General features: G+C 68.1%; 16 protein-coding genes and 2 pseudogenes. 10 read left to right on the top strand and 8 right to left on the bottom strand.

Annotated elements, in window-relative coordinates; genetic code table 11:
* Positions 1-55: 55 nt before the first annotated feature.
* The 4 genes from J7500_RS00655 to J7500_RS00670 all read right to left on the bottom strand — a co-directional run bounded on the left by J7500_RS00655 (position 56) and on the right by J7500_RS00670 (position 3,164).
* On the bottom strand, positions 56-1,084 hold the full coding sequence (locus J7500_RS00655) for a FecR domain-containing protein (RefSeq protein ID WP_294059090.1): 1,029 nt from the start codon (positions 1,082-1,084) through the stop codon (positions 56-58).
* Positions 1,062-1,655, bottom strand: a complete 594-nt coding sequence (locus tag J7500_RS00660; protein ID WP_294059091.1) for a sigma-70 family RNA polymerase sigma factor — start codon at positions 1,653-1,655, stop codon at positions 1,062-1,064. The genes J7500_RS00655 and J7500_RS00660 overlap by 23 nt, the downstream gene beginning before the upstream one ends.
* Before the next feature lie 396 nt (positions 1,656-2,051).
* A complete protein-coding gene (locus tag J7500_RS00665) occupies positions 2,052-2,417 on the bottom strand; it encodes a response regulator (RefSeq protein ID WP_294059093.1) in 366 nt (121 codons plus the stop codon).
* 90 nt (positions 2,418-2,507) lie between these two features.
* The gene (locus J7500_RS00670; RefSeq protein ID WP_294059094.1) at positions 2,508-3,164 is read right to left on the bottom strand and encodes a response regulator; all 657 of its coding nucleotides are present in this window, start codon (positions 3,162-3,164) and stop codon (positions 2,508-2,510) included.
* A gap of 112 nt (positions 3,165-3,276) precedes the next feature.
* Between J7500_RS00670 and J7500_RS00675 the strand changes: the two genes are divergently transcribed.
* The 10 genes and pseudogenes from J7500_RS00675 to J7500_RS00720 all read left to right on the top strand — a co-directional run bounded on the left by J7500_RS00675 (position 3,277) and on the right by J7500_RS00720 (position 12,298).
* Entirely contained in the window at positions 3,277-4,098 is an 822-nt protein-coding gene (locus J7500_RS00675; protein ID WP_294059096.1) for an alpha/beta hydrolase, read from the top strand.
* A gap of 143 nt (positions 4,099-4,241) precedes the next feature.
* Entirely contained in the window at positions 4,242-4,829 is a 588-nt protein-coding gene (locus J7500_RS00680) for a helix-turn-helix domain-containing protein (RefSeq protein WP_294059098.1), read from the top strand.
* A gap of 86 nt (positions 4,830-4,915) precedes the next feature.
* Entirely contained in the window at positions 4,916-5,737 is an 822-nt protein-coding gene (locus J7500_RS00685; protein ID WP_294059100.1) for an alpha/beta hydrolase, read from the top strand.
* Entirely contained in the window at positions 5,730-6,908 is a 1,179-nt protein-coding gene (locus tag J7500_RS00690) for an ATP-binding protein (protein ID WP_294059102.1), read from the top strand. Before J7500_RS00685 ends, J7500_RS00690 begins: the two co-directional genes overlap by 8 nt.
* 99 nt (positions 6,909-7,007) lie before the next feature.
* Positions 7,008-7,670 carry a hydrolase gene (locus J7500_RS00695; RefSeq protein ID WP_294059104.1) on the top strand — a complete coding sequence of 221 codons (663 nt, stop codon included), beginning with the start codon at positions 7,008-7,010 and terminating at the stop codon, positions 7,668-7,670.
* A 68-nt stretch (positions 7,671-7,738) separates the two neighbouring features.
* A pseudogene (locus tag J7500_RS00700) lies at positions 7,739-7,906 on the top strand (DUF1427 family protein); the annotation flags it as partial.
* Between the two features lie 116 nt (positions 7,907-8,022).
* Positions 8,023-9,873, top strand: coding sequence for an amidohydrolase (locus J7500_RS00705; RefSeq protein WP_294060646.1), 1,851 nt, complete (start codon positions 8,023-8,025; stop codon positions 9,871-9,873).
* Positions 9,873-10,283, top strand: a complete 411-nt coding sequence (locus tag J7500_RS00710; protein ID WP_294059105.1) for a DoxX family protein — start codon at positions 9,873-9,875, stop codon at positions 10,281-10,283. Before J7500_RS00705 ends, J7500_RS00710 begins: the two co-directional genes overlap by 1 nt.
* Positions 10,284-10,290: 7 nt before the next feature.
* Entirely contained in the window at positions 10,291-11,595 is a 1,305-nt protein-coding gene (locus J7500_RS00715) for an alginate export family protein (protein ID WP_294060647.1), read from the top strand.
* Positions 11,596-11,608: 13 nt separating this feature from the next.
* Entirely contained in the window at positions 11,609-12,298 is a 690-nt protein-coding gene (locus J7500_RS00720) for a YoaK family protein (RefSeq protein WP_294059107.1), read from the top strand.
* 3 nt (positions 12,299-12,301) lie between these two features.
* Here the strand turns inward: J7500_RS00720 and J7500_RS00725 are convergent, their stop codons facing one another.
* From J7500_RS00725 to J7500_RS00745, 4 genes and pseudogenes are all read right to left on the bottom strand, one after another.
* On the bottom strand, positions 12,302-13,165 hold the full coding sequence (locus tag J7500_RS00725; protein WP_294059108.1) for an alpha/beta hydrolase: 864 nt from the start codon (positions 13,163-13,165) through the stop codon (positions 12,302-12,304).
* A gap of 29 nt (positions 13,166-13,194) precedes the next feature.
* On the bottom strand, positions 13,195-14,373 hold the full coding sequence (locus J7500_RS00730; RefSeq protein WP_294059110.1) for an MFS transporter: 1,179 nt from the start codon (positions 14,371-14,373) through the stop codon (positions 13,195-13,197).
* A 461-nt stretch (positions 14,374-14,834) separates the two neighbouring features.
* Positions 14,835-15,838 (bottom strand): annotated as a pseudogene (locus J7500_RS00740) (N(4)-(beta-N-acetylglucosaminyl)-L-asparaginase).
* Positions 15,835-16,554: a copper homeostasis protein CutC gene (locus J7500_RS00745; RefSeq protein WP_294059113.1), complete on the bottom strand. Its 720-nt coding sequence runs from the start codon at positions 16,552-16,554 to the stop codon at positions 15,835-15,837. Before J7500_RS00745 ends, J7500_RS00740 begins: the two are co-directional and overlap by 4 nt.
* Position 16,555: the final 1 nt, after the last annotated feature.

A 16,555-nucleotide genomic window follows, 5' to 3' on the forward strand; every position in this document is an offset into this window, starting at 1 on the left:
CGAGGGACATCCGTCGACGGATCATTCCGTAATAAATTAATATTTTTGGACTATTTTACTTCAGTTTTACTACAATCTTCCCGGCATCATGCACGACAACCCCATCCGATATCGCGGCCACGGCTTGAGCGAATTGCTCGGGATCGTCGGCCCGATACAATCCGACGATCCGGATATCCGCAATTGTCGGATCGGCGATCACGATCTTGGTGCTGTTGAGGCTGTTGAAGCGCGCGACGCCCGTCTTCACCGGCACATCGTCGAGCGAAATCTGCGCCAGCTCAGGCGGCGGAAGCGGGCGCGAACGGGAAACCGCCGGCGTCGTCGCGCGCGCCGGCGCCGGCATCCGCCGCGGGCCGGGATCGAGCGTCAGCGAGCCGCCGGGATGCAGGAGCACCGCCTGGTCGCGCTCATCGCGCGGCCAGACCAGTACGCTGCCTTCTGCGACTTTCACCATCCCGCCGGTCTCGCCCACGCGCGTGACCGAGTAGAGCGTCCCCGTCGCCTGGGCATAGACGTCGCCCGAGCGCACCACGAACGGCCGCGCCTTGTCCTTAGCGACCTTGAACTGGGCTTCTCCGCGCAGCAGCGTGACTCGCCGAACGTCGCCTGACAGCGCCACGGCGATCTCAGCACCCCGGCCGAGCGTCGCGACCGACCCGTCCTTGAGCTTGACCACGCGGGCAGCCTCGGCGACCTCGGTCGCGCCGAAAGGCGGCGGCAGCGGCACGCCGACTGCCACCAGCGCCGCCATCGACGCGGCAAGCGCGACGCCGCCCGCCAGCGCCCTGCCGCCCCACCGGACCACGCCACGGCGGAGCGGACGGGAGGGCGCCACATCGAACGCGGCCATGTTCGAGGCACGCGACTGCCCCGCCGGAGCCGCCTGCTCCTCCACGACGGCAATCTCAGAAGCCCTCAGCCAGGCGCGGGCGCGCATATAAGCGCCGCGATGCCGCGTATCCGCGACGAGCCAGGCTTCGAGCGCGGCGCGGGCCTCCGGCGACATATCGCCATATGCCGCTTCCACCGCCCACTCGGCCGCCCGATCGGCGATATTGTTAGTGGGACCGGTGCTTGCCAATCACTGCCGCCTTGTGCTCGACCGCCTCGGGTTCGTCGCCGCCCGTGCACGCATCCTCGTCTGCGATCGCTTTCATGACTTTCCGCAGGCCGCGGACAAGATGGTTCTTCACGTCGTTCTCGGTCACTCCCAGTCGTTCGGCGGTCTCTTTCCGCGACAGGCCCTCGATGCGCCGCATCTCGATCGCGCGGCGGCAGGTGTCGGAAAGTTGCGAGAGCAATCCGTTCACGCGCCTGAGTTCCTGGTCCGCTGCCACGATACGATCCGCCAAAGGCTCGTCATCCATGACGTTCGACCATTCGATTTGGGTCATCGAGCTGAAACTAATGATTCCTGCCCGCCGCATCTTCTCCGACACAACCGCGTGCGCAGTCCGGAAGAAATAGGATTTCGGATTCTCGATATGATCAATGGATGCCAGGCTCGCGACGCGGCAATAGGCTTCCTGGATCACGTCTTCGGCATCGACGACATGTCCCCATCGGCGCGAAAGCCAGCCATGGACGGCACGCTCGAGGGGAACGATCTCCCGCGCAAGCCAATCCGAGATGATGTCGTGCTCATCGTCCATCCGGCGTGGCCGCTCAAAGCCCCATGAAATCGCTGCCCGCCAAGTCGATGAGGGATGCGGATAGCGAGGCCTAAGACGCTTTCTATGACGCACTGATTACATCCATCTCTCCGTTGGCCTGGAGTGCGCAAGGTGCTGGCCAAGATCGCGGTCTTGGGTCGACCACGGCGATTTGGTCGCCGGTCTGCGCGGCGGGCAAGCATCCGTAAAAGTGCGGCCGGCCAAATTCGCTGACCCGGGTCGCACCGGGCGGAGTGACGCTCACGCTTGAGCGCGCGCCCTGCTCGCCTGTCGGTCGCTCTTTTTTTGCACGGAGAGCGATGAACTCTGGACCAATAATCGGGCCCGAGATGCCAGCCGCGGCTTGGTACGCCCCCTCAGTCGCGCGAGCGCGCCCTACTTAGCGTCGAGCGCGCGCTCGATCGCGGCGATCAGGTCCTCACTCACCAGCGGCTTTTCAAGCAACGCGATCACGTCGCTTTCGGCGACGAAGCTCCTGACCGATGCGGTAGGATAGGCAGTCATCAGCACCACCGGCACCGAGGCGCCCTCCGCCCGAAGCTGCCGGTACAGGTCGAGCCCCGACATGGCCGGCATCTGGACGTCGCTCACCAAGCAGTCGAAGCTGCGATCCGCACGCGCGAGGAAATCATGCGCGCAGTCGAAGGTCATGGCATGGTAGCCGTACGAACGCAGCAGGCTGGCGGTTGCCGAGCCGACCAGCGCCTCATCGTCGACGACCGCGATATTCCTAGCCGGCACCCGAACCCTCTCGTTCGACACCCGAGCGGGAGCCGAGGGTCTCGCATAGGATAACCCGTCCGGGAGAGCGAGACATACGGGCGTTTAGGGTCACGATTCGTGGGCCGATGCGCCCAACGATTCTGCCAGCCGCACCAGATCGGGAACGGTGCGGACGCCGAGCTTCTTCATCAGGCTCGATCGGTGCAGCTTGACCGTGATCTCGGCGAGGCCGAGCTCGCCCGCGACTTGCTTGTTGAGCAGTCCTCGCGTGACTCCCGCCATCACTTCGCGCTCGCGCGGGGTGAGGCTGTCATAGCGCGCCCGCGCCTCGGCAGTGACACGCTTCGCGGCGCGGGTTTCGCGCGACCGTTCCAGCGCGACGTTGACCGCGTCGAGCAGATCCTGGTCGCGAAAGGGCTTGGCGAGGAAGTCCACAGCGCCGGCTTTCATCGCCTTCACCGTCATCGGAATGTCGCCGTGCCCGGTGACGAACACGATGGGCACGTCGGGGTCGCGCTCTGCCAGCCGGGAGTGGAATTCGAAGCCGCCCACCTGTGGCATCCGCACGTCGACAACGAAGCAGCACACCGCATCGGGCAGCGCGCCGGCCAAAGCGTCGAGCGCCGAGCCATGGCAACGCGTCTCCATGCCCACCGAGCGGAACAGACTGTCCATCGCGCCGCGGATTAGCGGGTCGTCGTCGACGATCACGACGACGGGGGGCTGGTCGGAAATACGATTATCGAGGGCGAGGGAGGTCCGCATGCGCGTCGCGATAACGCAAAAATCCGCGCAATCCTACAATCCGCGGTGCGGTTCGGCGCCTAGCTCGGCGGCACGCGCGGCCCCTTGGTCGCGCATCGACCTGGAGGATCAAATGGCTTTCGTTACCGCCAAGGACGGCACGCGCATCTATTACAAGGACTGGGGCACCGGGCCGGTAGTCTTCTTCAGCCATGGCTGGCCGCTGAGCGCAGACATGTGGGAGCAGCAGATGCTGTTCCTGGCATCCAACGGCTACCGCGTGATCGCCCATGACCGCCGCGGATTCGGTCGCTCGGACCAGACCTGGACCGGCTATGACTACGACACGTTCGCCGACGACATAGCGCTGATCCTCGAGACCGCCGATGTGCAGGACGTGACGTTGGTAGGCTTCTCGATGGGGGGCGGCGATGTCGTCCGCTATATTTCGAAATATCGGGGAGCGCGCGTCGCCAAACTGTGTCTGACGGGCTCGGTGACGCCGTTCTTCGGCAAGGCCACGGACAATCCCGAAGGCGTGCCGATGGACGTGTTCGACGGCATGCGCGCCGCGCTCGTCAAGGACCGCGCGCAATTCCTCGACGACTTCAATCCGCTCTTCTTCGGCACCAACAAGGTCCCTGGCGCGGTGTCCCGGGGCGTGATGACGCAGACGCTGCAGATCGCGCTCACCAGCGGGATCAAGGGCACCTATGATTGCGTCGGCGCCTTTTCGGAGACCGATTTCCGCGCCGAGATGGCGGAGATCACGCTGCCGACGCTAATCATCCACGGCGATGACGACCAGGTCGTCCCGCTGGCACCCACCGGTGCCGCGGCCAAGAAGCTGATGCCGCACGCTGAGCTGAAGGTCTATGCTGGCGCCCCCCACGCGCTGACCGCGACGCACCAGGACCGCTACAATGCGGACCTACTCGCTTTCCTGCAAAGCTGAGCGATTGCCCCGGGTGCCCGGCATCCGGGGCAAACCATCGTATGGCGGGGTCAAACCAAGGCCTCGGCAGAGTGATCGGCCGTTCGATGGCCGGGCCGCACGCACCGCCGCATAGTCCGAGGAGTATTTCGCTCGGAGTTCCTATGCTGTCCCCCTATTCCCGCGCGTTCCCCGCCGCTGCGGCGCCCTTCGCCTGGAGCGCGTTTCCCGGTTCGGGCGAACTGATCGGCCTGCTCGACAACGCACGGCGCGCGCTGGACCATGATCCGGGCCGCACACGCCTCTATCTCGAGCGCATGGCGGCCCTGTTCCAGGCACCCGAGCCGGCCACGCTATCGGAAGGCGGGCTCCTGCCCGCGCTGCCCCCGCATCATGGCGGCGCGGCAGTCAAGGGCGGTCTAGCCGCCTGGCAGCTCAAACGCGTGATCGAACATATCGACGGTGCGCTCGACGCGCCGGTCGCGATCGAGAGCCTCGCTGCGGTCTGCAAATTGAGCTCGGGCCATTTCAATCGCGCATTCAAGGTGAGCGTCGGCGAGACACCGCACGCCTTCCTGATCCGTCGCCGCATCCGGCACGCCCAGACGCTGATGCTGCGCACGAGCGACAGCCTGAGCCAGATCGCCTGCGCCTGCGGGCTCACCGACCAAGCGCACCTCACGCGGCTGTTCCGCAAGCTGGTCGGCGAAACGCCGCTGGCGTGGCGACGGGCCCGGCGCGAGCCGGCCTGACTCGCGACGAAGCGAGCGCCTGGGGCTGTCCTTTCGTGGCGCTTTTGCGCTAGCGGGCGCCAAACACAGAACAACGGACGGGTCGAATGGCGATGTTTCAGGTGCGCGATGGCACGCGCCTTTATTACAAGGATTGGGGCAAGGGACGCCCGGTGGTGTTCGCCCATGGCTGGCCGCTCAATTCGGACATGTGGGAAAACCAGATGATGTTCCTGGCGTCACAGGGATATCGCGTGATCGCGCACGATCGCCGCGGCTTCGGCCGCTCGGACCAGCCCTGGGACGGCTATGACCATGACAGCTTCTCGGACGATCTCGCCGAGCTGATCGAGCATCTCGACCTGCGCGACGTGACTCTGGTCGGCTATGCCATGGGTGGCGGGGAGGTGACGCGCTATGTCGGGCGCCACGGATCGGATCGGGTGCGCAGCGTGGTGCTGATCGGCGCCACCACGCCCAAGCTCGGCCAGAGCGAGGATTATCCCAGCGGCGTCCCCCAGATTGTCTTCGACAATGTTCGCAGCGGGCTGCTCGCCGATCGCGCCGAGTTCGTCCGCGGCTTCGCGCGGCTGTTCTTCGGCGCGGATCGCGACGGCGCGGACATCTCGGAGGGAAGCCTGATGCACGTCCAGCAGCTCGCGCTGATGGCCTCGCTCAAGGCGAGCCATGATTCGGTGACCGCCTGCGCCGAGACCGATTATCGCGAGGACATCGCCGGCTTCGACGTGCCGGTGCTGATCGTCCATGGCGAGCTCGACGCATTCGTGCCGTTCGACGCCACCGCGCGCCAGGCGATCGCGCTGTTCCCCAATGCCCGGTTGGAGATTTACGAGGGCGCGCCGCACGGGCTGTTGTTCACGCACAAGGAGCGGCTCAACGCCGATCTGCTCGGCTTCCTCAATGGGTGAACCCGCCCGCGACCGGCTGGTCGAGGCGATGGACCTGTCGCTGTGCGAAATCGACGTGGCCGGCGCGCGGCGCGTGCTGGACGCGCTCGAGAGCGAGCCGACGCTCGCGCAATTGAGCCAGCCCGAAGTGCTGCGGCAATTGCTTGCCGGCGCGACGCTGGTCGCCGCCAATCGCCGCGCGAGCGAGCTGCTGGCCTTGTGTGACACGCCGTTCCCGATCGGCCTGCGCACGCTGTGGCCCTTCGCACAGGCGGGGGTGTTCGCACGCGCGCTGTTCGCGGAACTCACCGGCCTTCCGAGCTTCCGCGCCGAGACGCGCCTTCGCCGGGCCGATGGCGAGGAGATCCCCGTGATCTTCACCAGCTGGCGCGAGGAGGATACGGGCGGCGACCGGCTCCATGTCGGGCTGGTCGACATCGGATCGCAGGTGCGCGCCGAGGCGGCGTTGCACCGGCTGCACGGCGAGATGGCGCACGCCGGCCGGCTCTCGATCCTGGGCGAACTCACCGCATCGGTCGCGCACGAGGTACGCCAGCCGCTCGCCGGCGTCACAACCTTCGCCGAGGCGGCGAAGCGCTGGATCGATCGCCCGGAGCCCGATCTCGAACAGGCCCGCGCCTGCCTGGACAACATCGTGATCGGCAGCCGCCAGGCGAACGAAGTCGTGTCGCGACTGCGCTCGATGGCGATCAGCAAACCGCAGAGCCGCACGCGCGCCGATCTCAACGCCTTGGTCGAGGAGACGATGGAATTCCTGCGGCACGAGATGACCAGCCGCCAAGTTACGGTACGGCTCGATCTCGGCGCCGATCTTCCGGCGGTCGCGATCGATCGCGTGCAGATCCAGCAGGTGGTAGTCAACCTCGCGCTCAATGCGGCGCAGGCGATGGCCGACGCGCAATGCTGGAGCCGCGTCTTGTGGGTGCGCACGCGCCAGCGCAGCGACGGCGTGTGGGTCGAGGTGGAGGATAGCGGCCCGGGCATCGCCGCGGCCGACCGCGACCGGCTGTTCGACGGCTTCTTCACCACCAAGGCCAATGGCCTGGGGCTGGGGCTGCGCATCTGCCGCTCGATCGTCGAGGTGCATGGCGGCACGTTCGAGCTGCGCTCCAAGGCATCGGCGGGCTCGATCTTCGCCTTCTCGATCCCGGCCAAGGATTCGGCCGCGTAAAGCCGCTACGGCATTTCCGTCCAAGTGGCGGCGGAGGAATACAAGACCCGTCGAGCCCCGGCGGGCAGAGCGCGCTTCGCCATTACAAGGAGCGCAACCATGACCCTCACCGCCACGCCGGCCCCCGGCAAGACCCTGCTCAACCCCGACGACCACACGCTGATCATGATCGACTTCCAGTCGCAGATGGCGTTTGCCACGCATTCGATCGACGCAGTGGCGCTGCGCACCAATGCCGCGCTCGTCGCCAATGCCGCCAAGGTGTTCGGGGTCCCCGCCATCCTCACCACGGTCGCGGAGAAGAGCTTCTCGGGCCCGATGTTCTCCGAGGTGACCGATCCCTTCCCCGGCCAGGCGCTGATCGACCGCACCACCATGAACAGCTGGGAAGACGCGGCGGTGATCGCCGAGGTCAATCGCCTCGGCAAGCGCCGCATCGTGCTCGCCGGCCTGTGGACCAGCGTGTGCATCGTCGGCCCGGCGATCTCGGCGATCGAGCAGGGCTTCGAGGTCTATGTCATCACCGACGCCTGCGGCGACGTCTCCACCGAGGCGCATGAGCGCGCGGTGGCGCGGATGGTCCAGGCCGGCACGATCCCAATGACCTCGGTCCAGTATCTGCTCGAGCTGCAGCGCGACTGGGCGCGCGGCGAGACCTATGACGCGACCACCGGCGTCGCCAAGCATTATGCCGGCGCCTATGGCCTGGGCATCACTTATGCCAAGACCATGTTCGGCGCGCAGGAAGGCCAGACGGTCTGATCTGTGCGAGCAGGCCGGCGCGTGTTCGCGAGCCGGCCTGCTCCGCCTCGTTCTGACGGAGAGCGCTCGTGAAGCCCTACCTCCTCTCGCTCGCGGCCGGCCTGCTCGTCGGCGGGATCTACAGCCTGCTCGGCGTGCGCTCGCCCGCGCCGCCAGCGATCGCGTTGATCGGTTTGCTCGGCATCTTGATCGGCGAGCAGCTCACGCCCGTCGCGGTGCGGCTGGTATCCGGTCACAGTGCCGCCGTTCTCCCGCGGGAACATGACTCGTGAGCAAGGTAGGCCGACGTGATCTCCTCGCCGGCGGGACCGCGCTGGCGCTCACCTATTCGCTGCCCACCCGGAGCCACCCCATGCCTTCTGCCGACATCATCCTCGTCAATGCCAAGGTCACCACGCTCGACCGCGAGAATCCCGAGGCACAGGCGATCGCGATCCGCGACGGCCGGTTCCTCGCCGTGGGCAGCGAAGCCGAGGTCCGCGCCGCGGCGCCCGATGCGGTGGTGATCGATGCCGGCCGCCGCCGCGTGATCCCCGGGCTGATCGACAGCCACATGCACATCATCCGCGGCGGGCTGAACTACAATATGGAGCTGCGCTGGGACGGCGTACCCACGCTCGCCGACGCGATGGCAATGCTCCGCCGCCAGGTCGAGCGGACGCCGGCGCCGCAATGGGTGCGCGTGGTCGGCGGCTTCACCGAGCACCAGTTCGCCGAGAAGCGCCTGCCGACGCTCGACGAACTCAACGCCGCAGCGCCCGATACTCCCGTCTTCATCCTGCACCTCTATGACCGTGCCTTGCTCAACGCGGCCGCGCTGCGCGTCGTGGGCTACACCAGGGACACGCCGAACCCGCCGGGCGGCGAGATCGTGCGCGACGCGGCGGGCAACCCCACCGGGCTGCTGCTCGCCCAGCCCAACGCAACGATCCTCTATGCGACGCTCGCCAAGGGCCCCAAGCTGCCCCCCGAATATCAGCTCAACTCAACGCGCCATTTCATGCGCGAGATGAACTCGCTCGGCGTGACCGGCGTGATCGATGCCGGCGGCGGCTTCCAGAATTATCCCGACGATTATGCGATCATCGAACAGCTCCACCGCGAGGACCAGCTCACCGTCCGCATCAGCTACAACCTCTTCACGCAGAAGCCCAAGGAGGAGCTCGCCGACTTCGCGGGCTGGGTGAAGCAGGTCACGCCCGGGCAGGGCGACGACAGCTATCGCCACAACGGCGCGGGCGAGATGCTGGTCTATTCGGCGGCCGACTTCGAGGATTTCCGCGCGCCGCGGCCCGACATGGCGCCCAACATGGAAGCCGATCTCGAGCCGGTGATCCGCCTGCTCGCCGAGCATCGCTGGCCGTGGCGGCTCCACGCCACCTATGACCAGACGATCGGCCGCGCGCTCGACGTGTTCGAGAAGGTCAATCGCGACGTCCCGCTCGGGGGAATCCACTGGTTCTTCGACCATTGCGAGACGATCGGCGACCGCAACATCGATCGCATCGCGGCCTTGGGCGGCGGGATCGCGGTGCAGCACCGCATGGCCTATCAGGGCGAGGATTTCGTCGCGCGCTACGGCGCCCGCGCGGCCGAGCGCACCCCGCCGATCGCGCGCATGCTCGCCGCGGGCGTGCCGGTGGGCGCAGGCACCGACGCAACCCGCGTCGCGAGCTACAATCCCTGGGTGTCGCTCAACTGGCTGGTGACCGGCCGCACTGTCGGCGGGCTCACTCTCTATCCGGGCGCAAACCGCATGAGCCGCGAAAAGGCGCTACGCATGTGGACGCACGAGAATACCTGGTTCTCGAACGAGGAAGGCAAGAAGGGCCAGATCAAGGTCGGCCAGCTCGCCGATCTCGCGGTGCTCTCGGGCGACTATTTCAGCGTGGCGGAGAGCGAGATCCCGCATCTGCGCGCGGTGCTGACCTTGCTCGGCGGCAAGGTGGTGCATGGCGAGGGCGATTACGGACCGCTCGCCCCCGCCCTACCAAAGCCGATGCCCGACTGGTCTCCCGTCGCGACCTTCGGCGGCTATCACCGCGACCATAAGGCCGAGGCCAAGCTCGCCTCGACGTGCGGCTGCGCCTCGTCATGTCAGGTCCATGGCCACAACCACGCCGCAGCGCTCGGCGCCAACGTTCCCGCCGCCGAGCCCCAGAGCTTCTGGGGCGCGATGGGCTGCGGTTGCTGGGCGGTCTGATGCCGCGCTTCGTCGACGCGATCCTCGATCGCACACCGAGCTGGTTCCTCGCCCGCCTGTTGCTGGTGAGCGCCTATCTGCTCGGCGGGGCGGTCAAGCTCGCCGACTGGCCGGGCGCGGTGGCCGAGCAGGCGCATTTCGGCATGACCCCGCCCGCATTCTGGGCCGCGCTCACCGTCGCGGTCGAGCTGCTCGGGGCGGCGCTGATCCTGTGGGGGCGCCTGCTGTGGCTGGGCGCGGGGATGCTCGGCGTGTTCACTCTGCTCGCCGCCTTCACCGCCAATCCCTTCTGGACGATGGCGGGGCACGAGCGCTTCATGGCGACCAACGCCTTCTTCGAGCATCTCGGACTCGTCGGCGGCTTCGTACTGGCGGCCTTGGTCGATCAGGCGCGCCGGCGTGGCGCCTAAGGCGGCCCTGCTCTGCGCAGCGCTGCTGCTGCCCGCGACGGCGCTTGCGCAGGGCAAGGTGCGCTATGACGAGGACTGGTCGCAGCTCGCCGACCCGGCGCAGCGCACCGGCGCCTGGACCGAGCGCTTCAAATATATCCCGCTCGGCGACGAGGCCTATCTCACCACCGGCGTCGAGCTGCGCGTGCGCAGCGAGGCCTATCGCGGCAACCTCTGGGGCGACCTGTCCGACGACCAGGCGACCTGGGTGCGCGCGCTGCCTTATGCCGACCTGCATGTCGCGAAGACGCGCGTCTTCGTCCAGCCTATCGCGGCCTATGCGACGGGGATCGAGGGCCCGGTCGACCAAACGCGCGTCGATCTCCTCCAGGCCTTCGCCGAGACAACGCTGACCGCCAAGGGCGCCAGCCTGACGCTGCGTGCCGGGCGGCAGATGATGCCCCTCGGCTCGGAGCGGCTGGTGGGCACGCGTTATGGCCCCAACGTGCCGCTGGCCTTTGACGGGTGGCGCGCGATCGTGCGGAGCGGGAGCGCCTCGCTCAGCCTGCTCGCCGCGCAGCCGGTGGCGCCCGGCCCGGACAGCTTCGACGACCGCCGCTCGCGCACCAAGCAGCTGTGGGGCGCCTATCTGACCACCTCGGGGCTCGAGCTCTATTATCTCGGCTATCGCAACCGGGCCGCAGATTGGGGCGGCCGGCAGGGGCGCGAGCTGCGCCACAGCTTCGGCGCGCGCTGGTTCGGCGAGCATGGCGGCACGCACTGGAATGTCGAGGGAGTCGCCCAGAGGGGACGCTTCGCCGGCGGGACGATCGGCGCGTGGACGCTCGCGACCGAAATCGGCCGCCGCTTTCCCGGCCCGATCGAGCCCGACGCCACGCTGCGCATCAGCATCGCCAGCGGCGACAAGAATCCACACGACAAGCGCCTCGGCACCTTCAACGCGCTCTTCCCCAAGGGCAAATATTTCGGCGAGCTGTCACCGATCGGCCCGTACAACATCATCAGCGCCAACCCGCAAATCTCCGCCGCCCTCGCCAAGGACTGGAGCGCGAGCCTCGCCGCCATGGCCTATTGGCGCTTCAGCCGCGGCGACGGCATCTACGACGTCCCCGGCAACCTGATCCGCACCGGCGACGGGGCTGCCGCGCGTTTCATCGGCAAGCAGGCCGAGGCGGTGCTCTCGTGGCAGGCCACACCCGAGCTCGAACTCTCGGCCTCTTTATCCGCCTTTGCGCCCGGCGCCTTCATCCGCGAAACCGGTCCCCACCGAACGATCGCGATGCTGGGCTTCGAGTCCGAATTCCGTTTCTGAAAGGAGCCCGTTCATGGCTGCGCCCCGTCCCGTTCCCCTCGCCCCCCTGCTGCTCCTCCTCTCGGTCACCACCGGACTGGTCGATGCGGCGAGCGTACTGGGACTCGACAAGGTGTTCACCGCCAACATGACCGGCAACATCGTGTTCCTGGGCTTCGCCGCCGCGGGCGCGCCGGGCTTTGCGGCGATGGCATTCGCCGCGGCGATCGCGACCTTCCTGCTGGGGGCCTTCCTGGCCGGGCGCATCGGCCGCGCGCTTGCGGGCGAGCCGCTGCGTAACTGGCTGCTGGTTTCCGCGATCATCGAGGCACTGCTGCTCGGAGTGGCAGCCCTCGTCGCGCTGTGGCGCGGCGCCAATGCCGGGCACGATCTCGATTATTACGCGATCATCGCGGCGACTGCGGTCGCGATGGGCTTCCGCAACGGCACGATCCGCCAGCTCAAGGTACCCGACCTGACCACCACCGTGCTCACGCTCACGCTGACCGGCCTCGCCGCGGATTCGGCGCTCGCCGGCGGCAGCAACACCAATTGGACGCGGCGCGTGGGAGCGGTGGTCGCGATCTTCCTGGGCGCCGCGCTGGGCGCGCTGATGCTGCTCCACTGGGGCCTGTTCGCGCCGCTCGCGCTGGCGGCGCTGCTCGTCCTTGCCGGGACGCTGATCGTCGCGCGCCACCCCGCCGCTGCCGCGCCGCTGGCCTGAGGCTCAGCCGCGCCATCCCTGGAGGAAGTCGAGCAGCAGCGCGTTGACCGCTTCGGGGCGCTCCTCGTGCGGGAGATGGCCACAGCGCTCGATCGCCGCCGTGCGCAGGTCGTTCGCCATCTCGGCCCAGACCCTGGGCATGTCGAACATCTTGCCCACCGCCGCGAAGTCGGCACCCCACAGCGCCAGCGTCGGGCAGGCGATCTTCACCTCGGCATCGGCCAGGTCCTGCGCGATGTCCTCGGCATTGGCGCGATAGTCGGCCATCGCGCCGCGGACCGCCCCGGGCGCCTGATAGGCGCGGACATAGGTCGCGAACGCCTCGCCCGAGATCGTTGCCGGGTCATAGGTCCAGTCGGAGAAGAACCAGCGCAGCCACGGCTCCTCCTTGCCCGCGATCAGCGTCTCGGGAAGGTCGGGGACGAGGTGGAAGAGGAAGAACCAATAGGCCTTGGCGATCCGCGCATCGAGCTCGCGCGCGACGATTCTCGTCGGGACATTGTCCATCACGACGAGGCGATCGACCCGCTCGGGATAGTCCTTGGCGAAGCGCGTCGCGACGCGCGCGCCGCGGTCATGGCCCACCAGAGCGATCCGCTCGATCCCCAGCGTGTCGAGCAAGGCGGCGAGATCGGCCGCCATGGTGCGCTTGTCATAGCCCGATGCCGGCTTGTCGGTTTCGCCATAGCCGCGCAGGTCGGGGGCGATGATGCGGTAATGCGCGCCGAGCACCGGGACCTGGAACCGCCAGGCGAAGTTGGTCTCGGGAAAGCCGTGCAGCAGCACGACCGGCGCGCCCTCCCCCGCATCGATGTAATTCTGGCGGATGCCGTTGGCGTGGACGGTGTGGTTGGCTGGAGCGACCATGATTCTTCCTGATTGGATCGAGAGGTGTGTCAGCGACGAAGTAGCTGTAGCAGCGATGCGAGCAGCGCCAGCAGCCCGCCGAGCACCGACACGGCCACCCAGCCGCCCGCGCTCCACGCCGCACTCGAGGCCGCCGCGCCGCCCGCGCCGCCGAGGAACATCGAGCCCATGAAGATCGTGTTGATCCGCGAGCGCGCCTCGGGGCGCAGCGCGTAGATCACATGCTGGTTGGAGACGAGCACGCTCTGCGCAGCGAAATCGAGCAGGATGCACCCCACGATCAGCCCTCCGATCGACTGCCACACCCCGAACACGACCCACGAGCCGAGCGTCAGTAGCGTCCCCGCCAGGATCGCCTTGTGCGGGCCGTTTCTGTCGGCGAAGCGGCCGGCGAGCGGCGCGGCGACGACGCCGATCGCGCCGATGATGCCGAACAGCCCCGCGACTTCCGGCCCCAGGCCGAAGCGCGGCTCCTCGAGCTGCAGCGCGAGGATCGACCAGAAAGCGGTGAAGGCACCGAACACCAGCGCCTGCGTCACCGCCGCGACGCGCAGCGCACCGAACTCGCGCCACAGTCCCGCCAGCGACAACACCAGCCGGCCATAGCTGCGCCCGCCATACGGACGGCTGCGCGGCAGCGTGGCGCCCATGATCGCGGCTGCAGCGAGCGCGAGCGGAACGCCCAGCCAGAACATCGCGCGCCACCCGGCATGCGCCGCGACGAAACCCGCGAGCGTGCGGCTGAGCAGGATGCCGCACAGCACGCCCGACGTCACCGTCCCCACGATCGCGCCGCGCCGCTCGGCGGGCGCGAGATGCGCCGCGAAGGGCACGATCTGCTGCGCGACGGTCGAGGCGATCCCCAACAGGAACGAGGCAAGCAGAAGCAGCACGGGCGACGGCGCAATTGCGGCGCCGACCAGCGCGACCGCCAGCACGAGGAACTGGCTCACCACCAGCTTACGGCGCTCGACCAGATCGCCGAGCGGCACCAGGGCAAACAGCCCGATCGCATAGCCGAGCTGCGTCGCGGTGGGCACCAGCCCGGCGATTCTCCCCGGCAGCTCCTGCTCGATGATCCCGAGCATCGGCTGGTTGTAATAGATGTTAGCGACTGCGAGCCCGGCCGCGACCGCCATCGCGAAGACCAGCCCGCGGCCGATCGCCGGCGCCCCTGTATCGCTGGGCAATTGGGCAATGGCGTTCATCCGATCTTCCTCACGACCATTCGTTCCGGCCCGCTCGCTGGGGCAGCGGGGCTATGGGACAGTGAGAAACGCCGCGATACACATCCGATAGGTTAGCCCGCGCCATCTCTGGGTTCGGGATCATTCCGCCGCCCTCGATTTCCCCCGTCGTTCGGGGCCAGTCGGCAAGGCCAGATGAGTAAGGAAGGCGCGCGGCCGCTCCGGTGTGGTCGCAAGGGAGCCGAAGATCGTCGCTCAGCGCGCCCGCGTAAACACGAAAGATGGCGCAAGACCCGATACGGTCATTCCCGAAGCCTTGAACCGCTTGCCGCAAACCAAGCTATTCGATGGCCAGGGCAACAAGCTGAACGAACGGCAGCTCCCAGTGTCTTGGTGACCTGGCCGAACGTCCGCGTTGAGGGCGCACTCGCGTCTGCGATTCCATGGGGACCTCAGCTTGGTCCCTCGACAACCGTTGGCGCTCAACCCTGCCCGGCGCGGTACTCTGCGGGGAATATCTCCGTCTTCCCCGAGTAACGTGTCACCGCGTAAGTGAACCCGGGAAGCAGGGCGAAGGCGCCGACGTGGCCGTCCCGCCCGAGCGCAAGGAAGCCGACCTGCACGCCCTTCAGAGCGTCGCCGCGCAGCCGGGCGATATGCTCGACCGCTTCGCGGCAGGCCGCTTGGGGCGACATGCCGGCGCGCATCGATCCAACCACCCGCGCAGTGCCGACGATACGCATCACTTCCTCGCCGACGCCGGTCGCGGTCGCGCTGCCGACGCCGCGCTCGACATAGAGGCCCGAGCCAGCGAGCGGCGAATCGCCGAGCGGCCCCGCATCTTGAACGCCATGCCCGATGTGGTGCAGGCGCCCGCCATCCGGCCGTCACGCCCGCGCGCGAGGATGCCGATCGTGTCGTGGTCGAGCACGGACCCGCGCCCGCCCGGACGGCGGTTCTCGATATTGGCGATTGGGCGGTACTGGGCGGTCTTGAGCCATTCGCGCCACGCCTTCTCGGCCTCGGGCGTGAGCAGCTTCTCGCGTTTCAGCCCCTGGTCGAGCGCGAAGCGGCGCGCGCCCTCGCCGACGAGCATGGTGTGCGGCGTCTTCTCCATCACCAGCCGCGCGACCGACACGGCATGGGTTATATCCTCGAGCGCGGCGACCGCACCCATGTGCCCAATGTCGTCCATGATGATCGCATCGAGCGTCACATGGCCATCGCGATCGGGATAGCCGCCGAAGCCCACCGAATGGTTGGCGGGGTCCGCCTCGGGCACCCAGCCGCCGGCCTCCACCGCGTCGAGCAGCGAGCCTCCGGCATTGAGCCGCGCCAGCGCCGCCGCATTGGCCGCAGCGCCAAAATCCCAGGTGGAGACCACCGCGACCGGATCCGCCTCCTGCGCTAGCGCGCGCGCCGGCCCGGCCAGAGCCGCCGATGCGCCCAGGCCCATCGCCGCCCGCCTCGAAACCCCGCTGGTCATTCGACATCCTCCTCGATCGCGTCGCGCAGGCGCCGGATCACCGATGCGCTCGTCACGCGCCGCCCCCGCACCGCAAATCCCATGGCGAGGCTGCGCGCATTCGGCTCGGGCCCTGGCGCGCTCGCCGAGCTGTGCACCTCGCGCACCCCGGTGCGGCGGATCAGCGCCGCAACGTTCCCGGCGTTCACCCCGGCCCCGGCGATGACGGACAGTCGGCCCTGTGCCGCCTGGACCATGCGCGCGATCGTTGCGGCGCCGTCGGCGGCACGCAGTTCCCCTCCCGAGGTGAGTATCTTGTCGTAGCCGAGTCCGCAGGCCTGCTCGACCGCCGCGAGCGGATCGGGCGTCACGTCGATCGCGCGGTGCAGCACGATCGCCATGTCTCGCGCGGCGTCACGGAAGCGCGCGAGCGCGTCGGTATCGAGGCGCCCGCCCTCGCGGAGTGCGCCGACCACCACTCCCGCCGCGCCCAGCGCACGCATGCGCACGATCTCGTCGGCGATCAGCGCCACCTCGTCCGCATCATGGACGAAGCTCCCCGCGCGCGGGCGGACCATGGCGTGCACCGCAATGCCCGTCGCCACCGCGCGTGCGACGAGCGCCGCCGAAGGCGTCAATCCGCCGAGCTCGAGCGCGCTGCACAGCTCGATGCGGTCGGCGCCGCCCTCGACCGCGGCGGCGATCCCCGCGGCATCCTGGACACAGATCTCCAGCACG

Origin of the sequence: Sphingomonas sp., from assembly GCF_017744835.1 — a bacterium.
In the GTDB taxonomy this organism is placed as follows: Bacteria; Pseudomonadota; Alphaproteobacteria; order Sphingomonadales; family Sphingomonadaceae; genus Sphingomonas.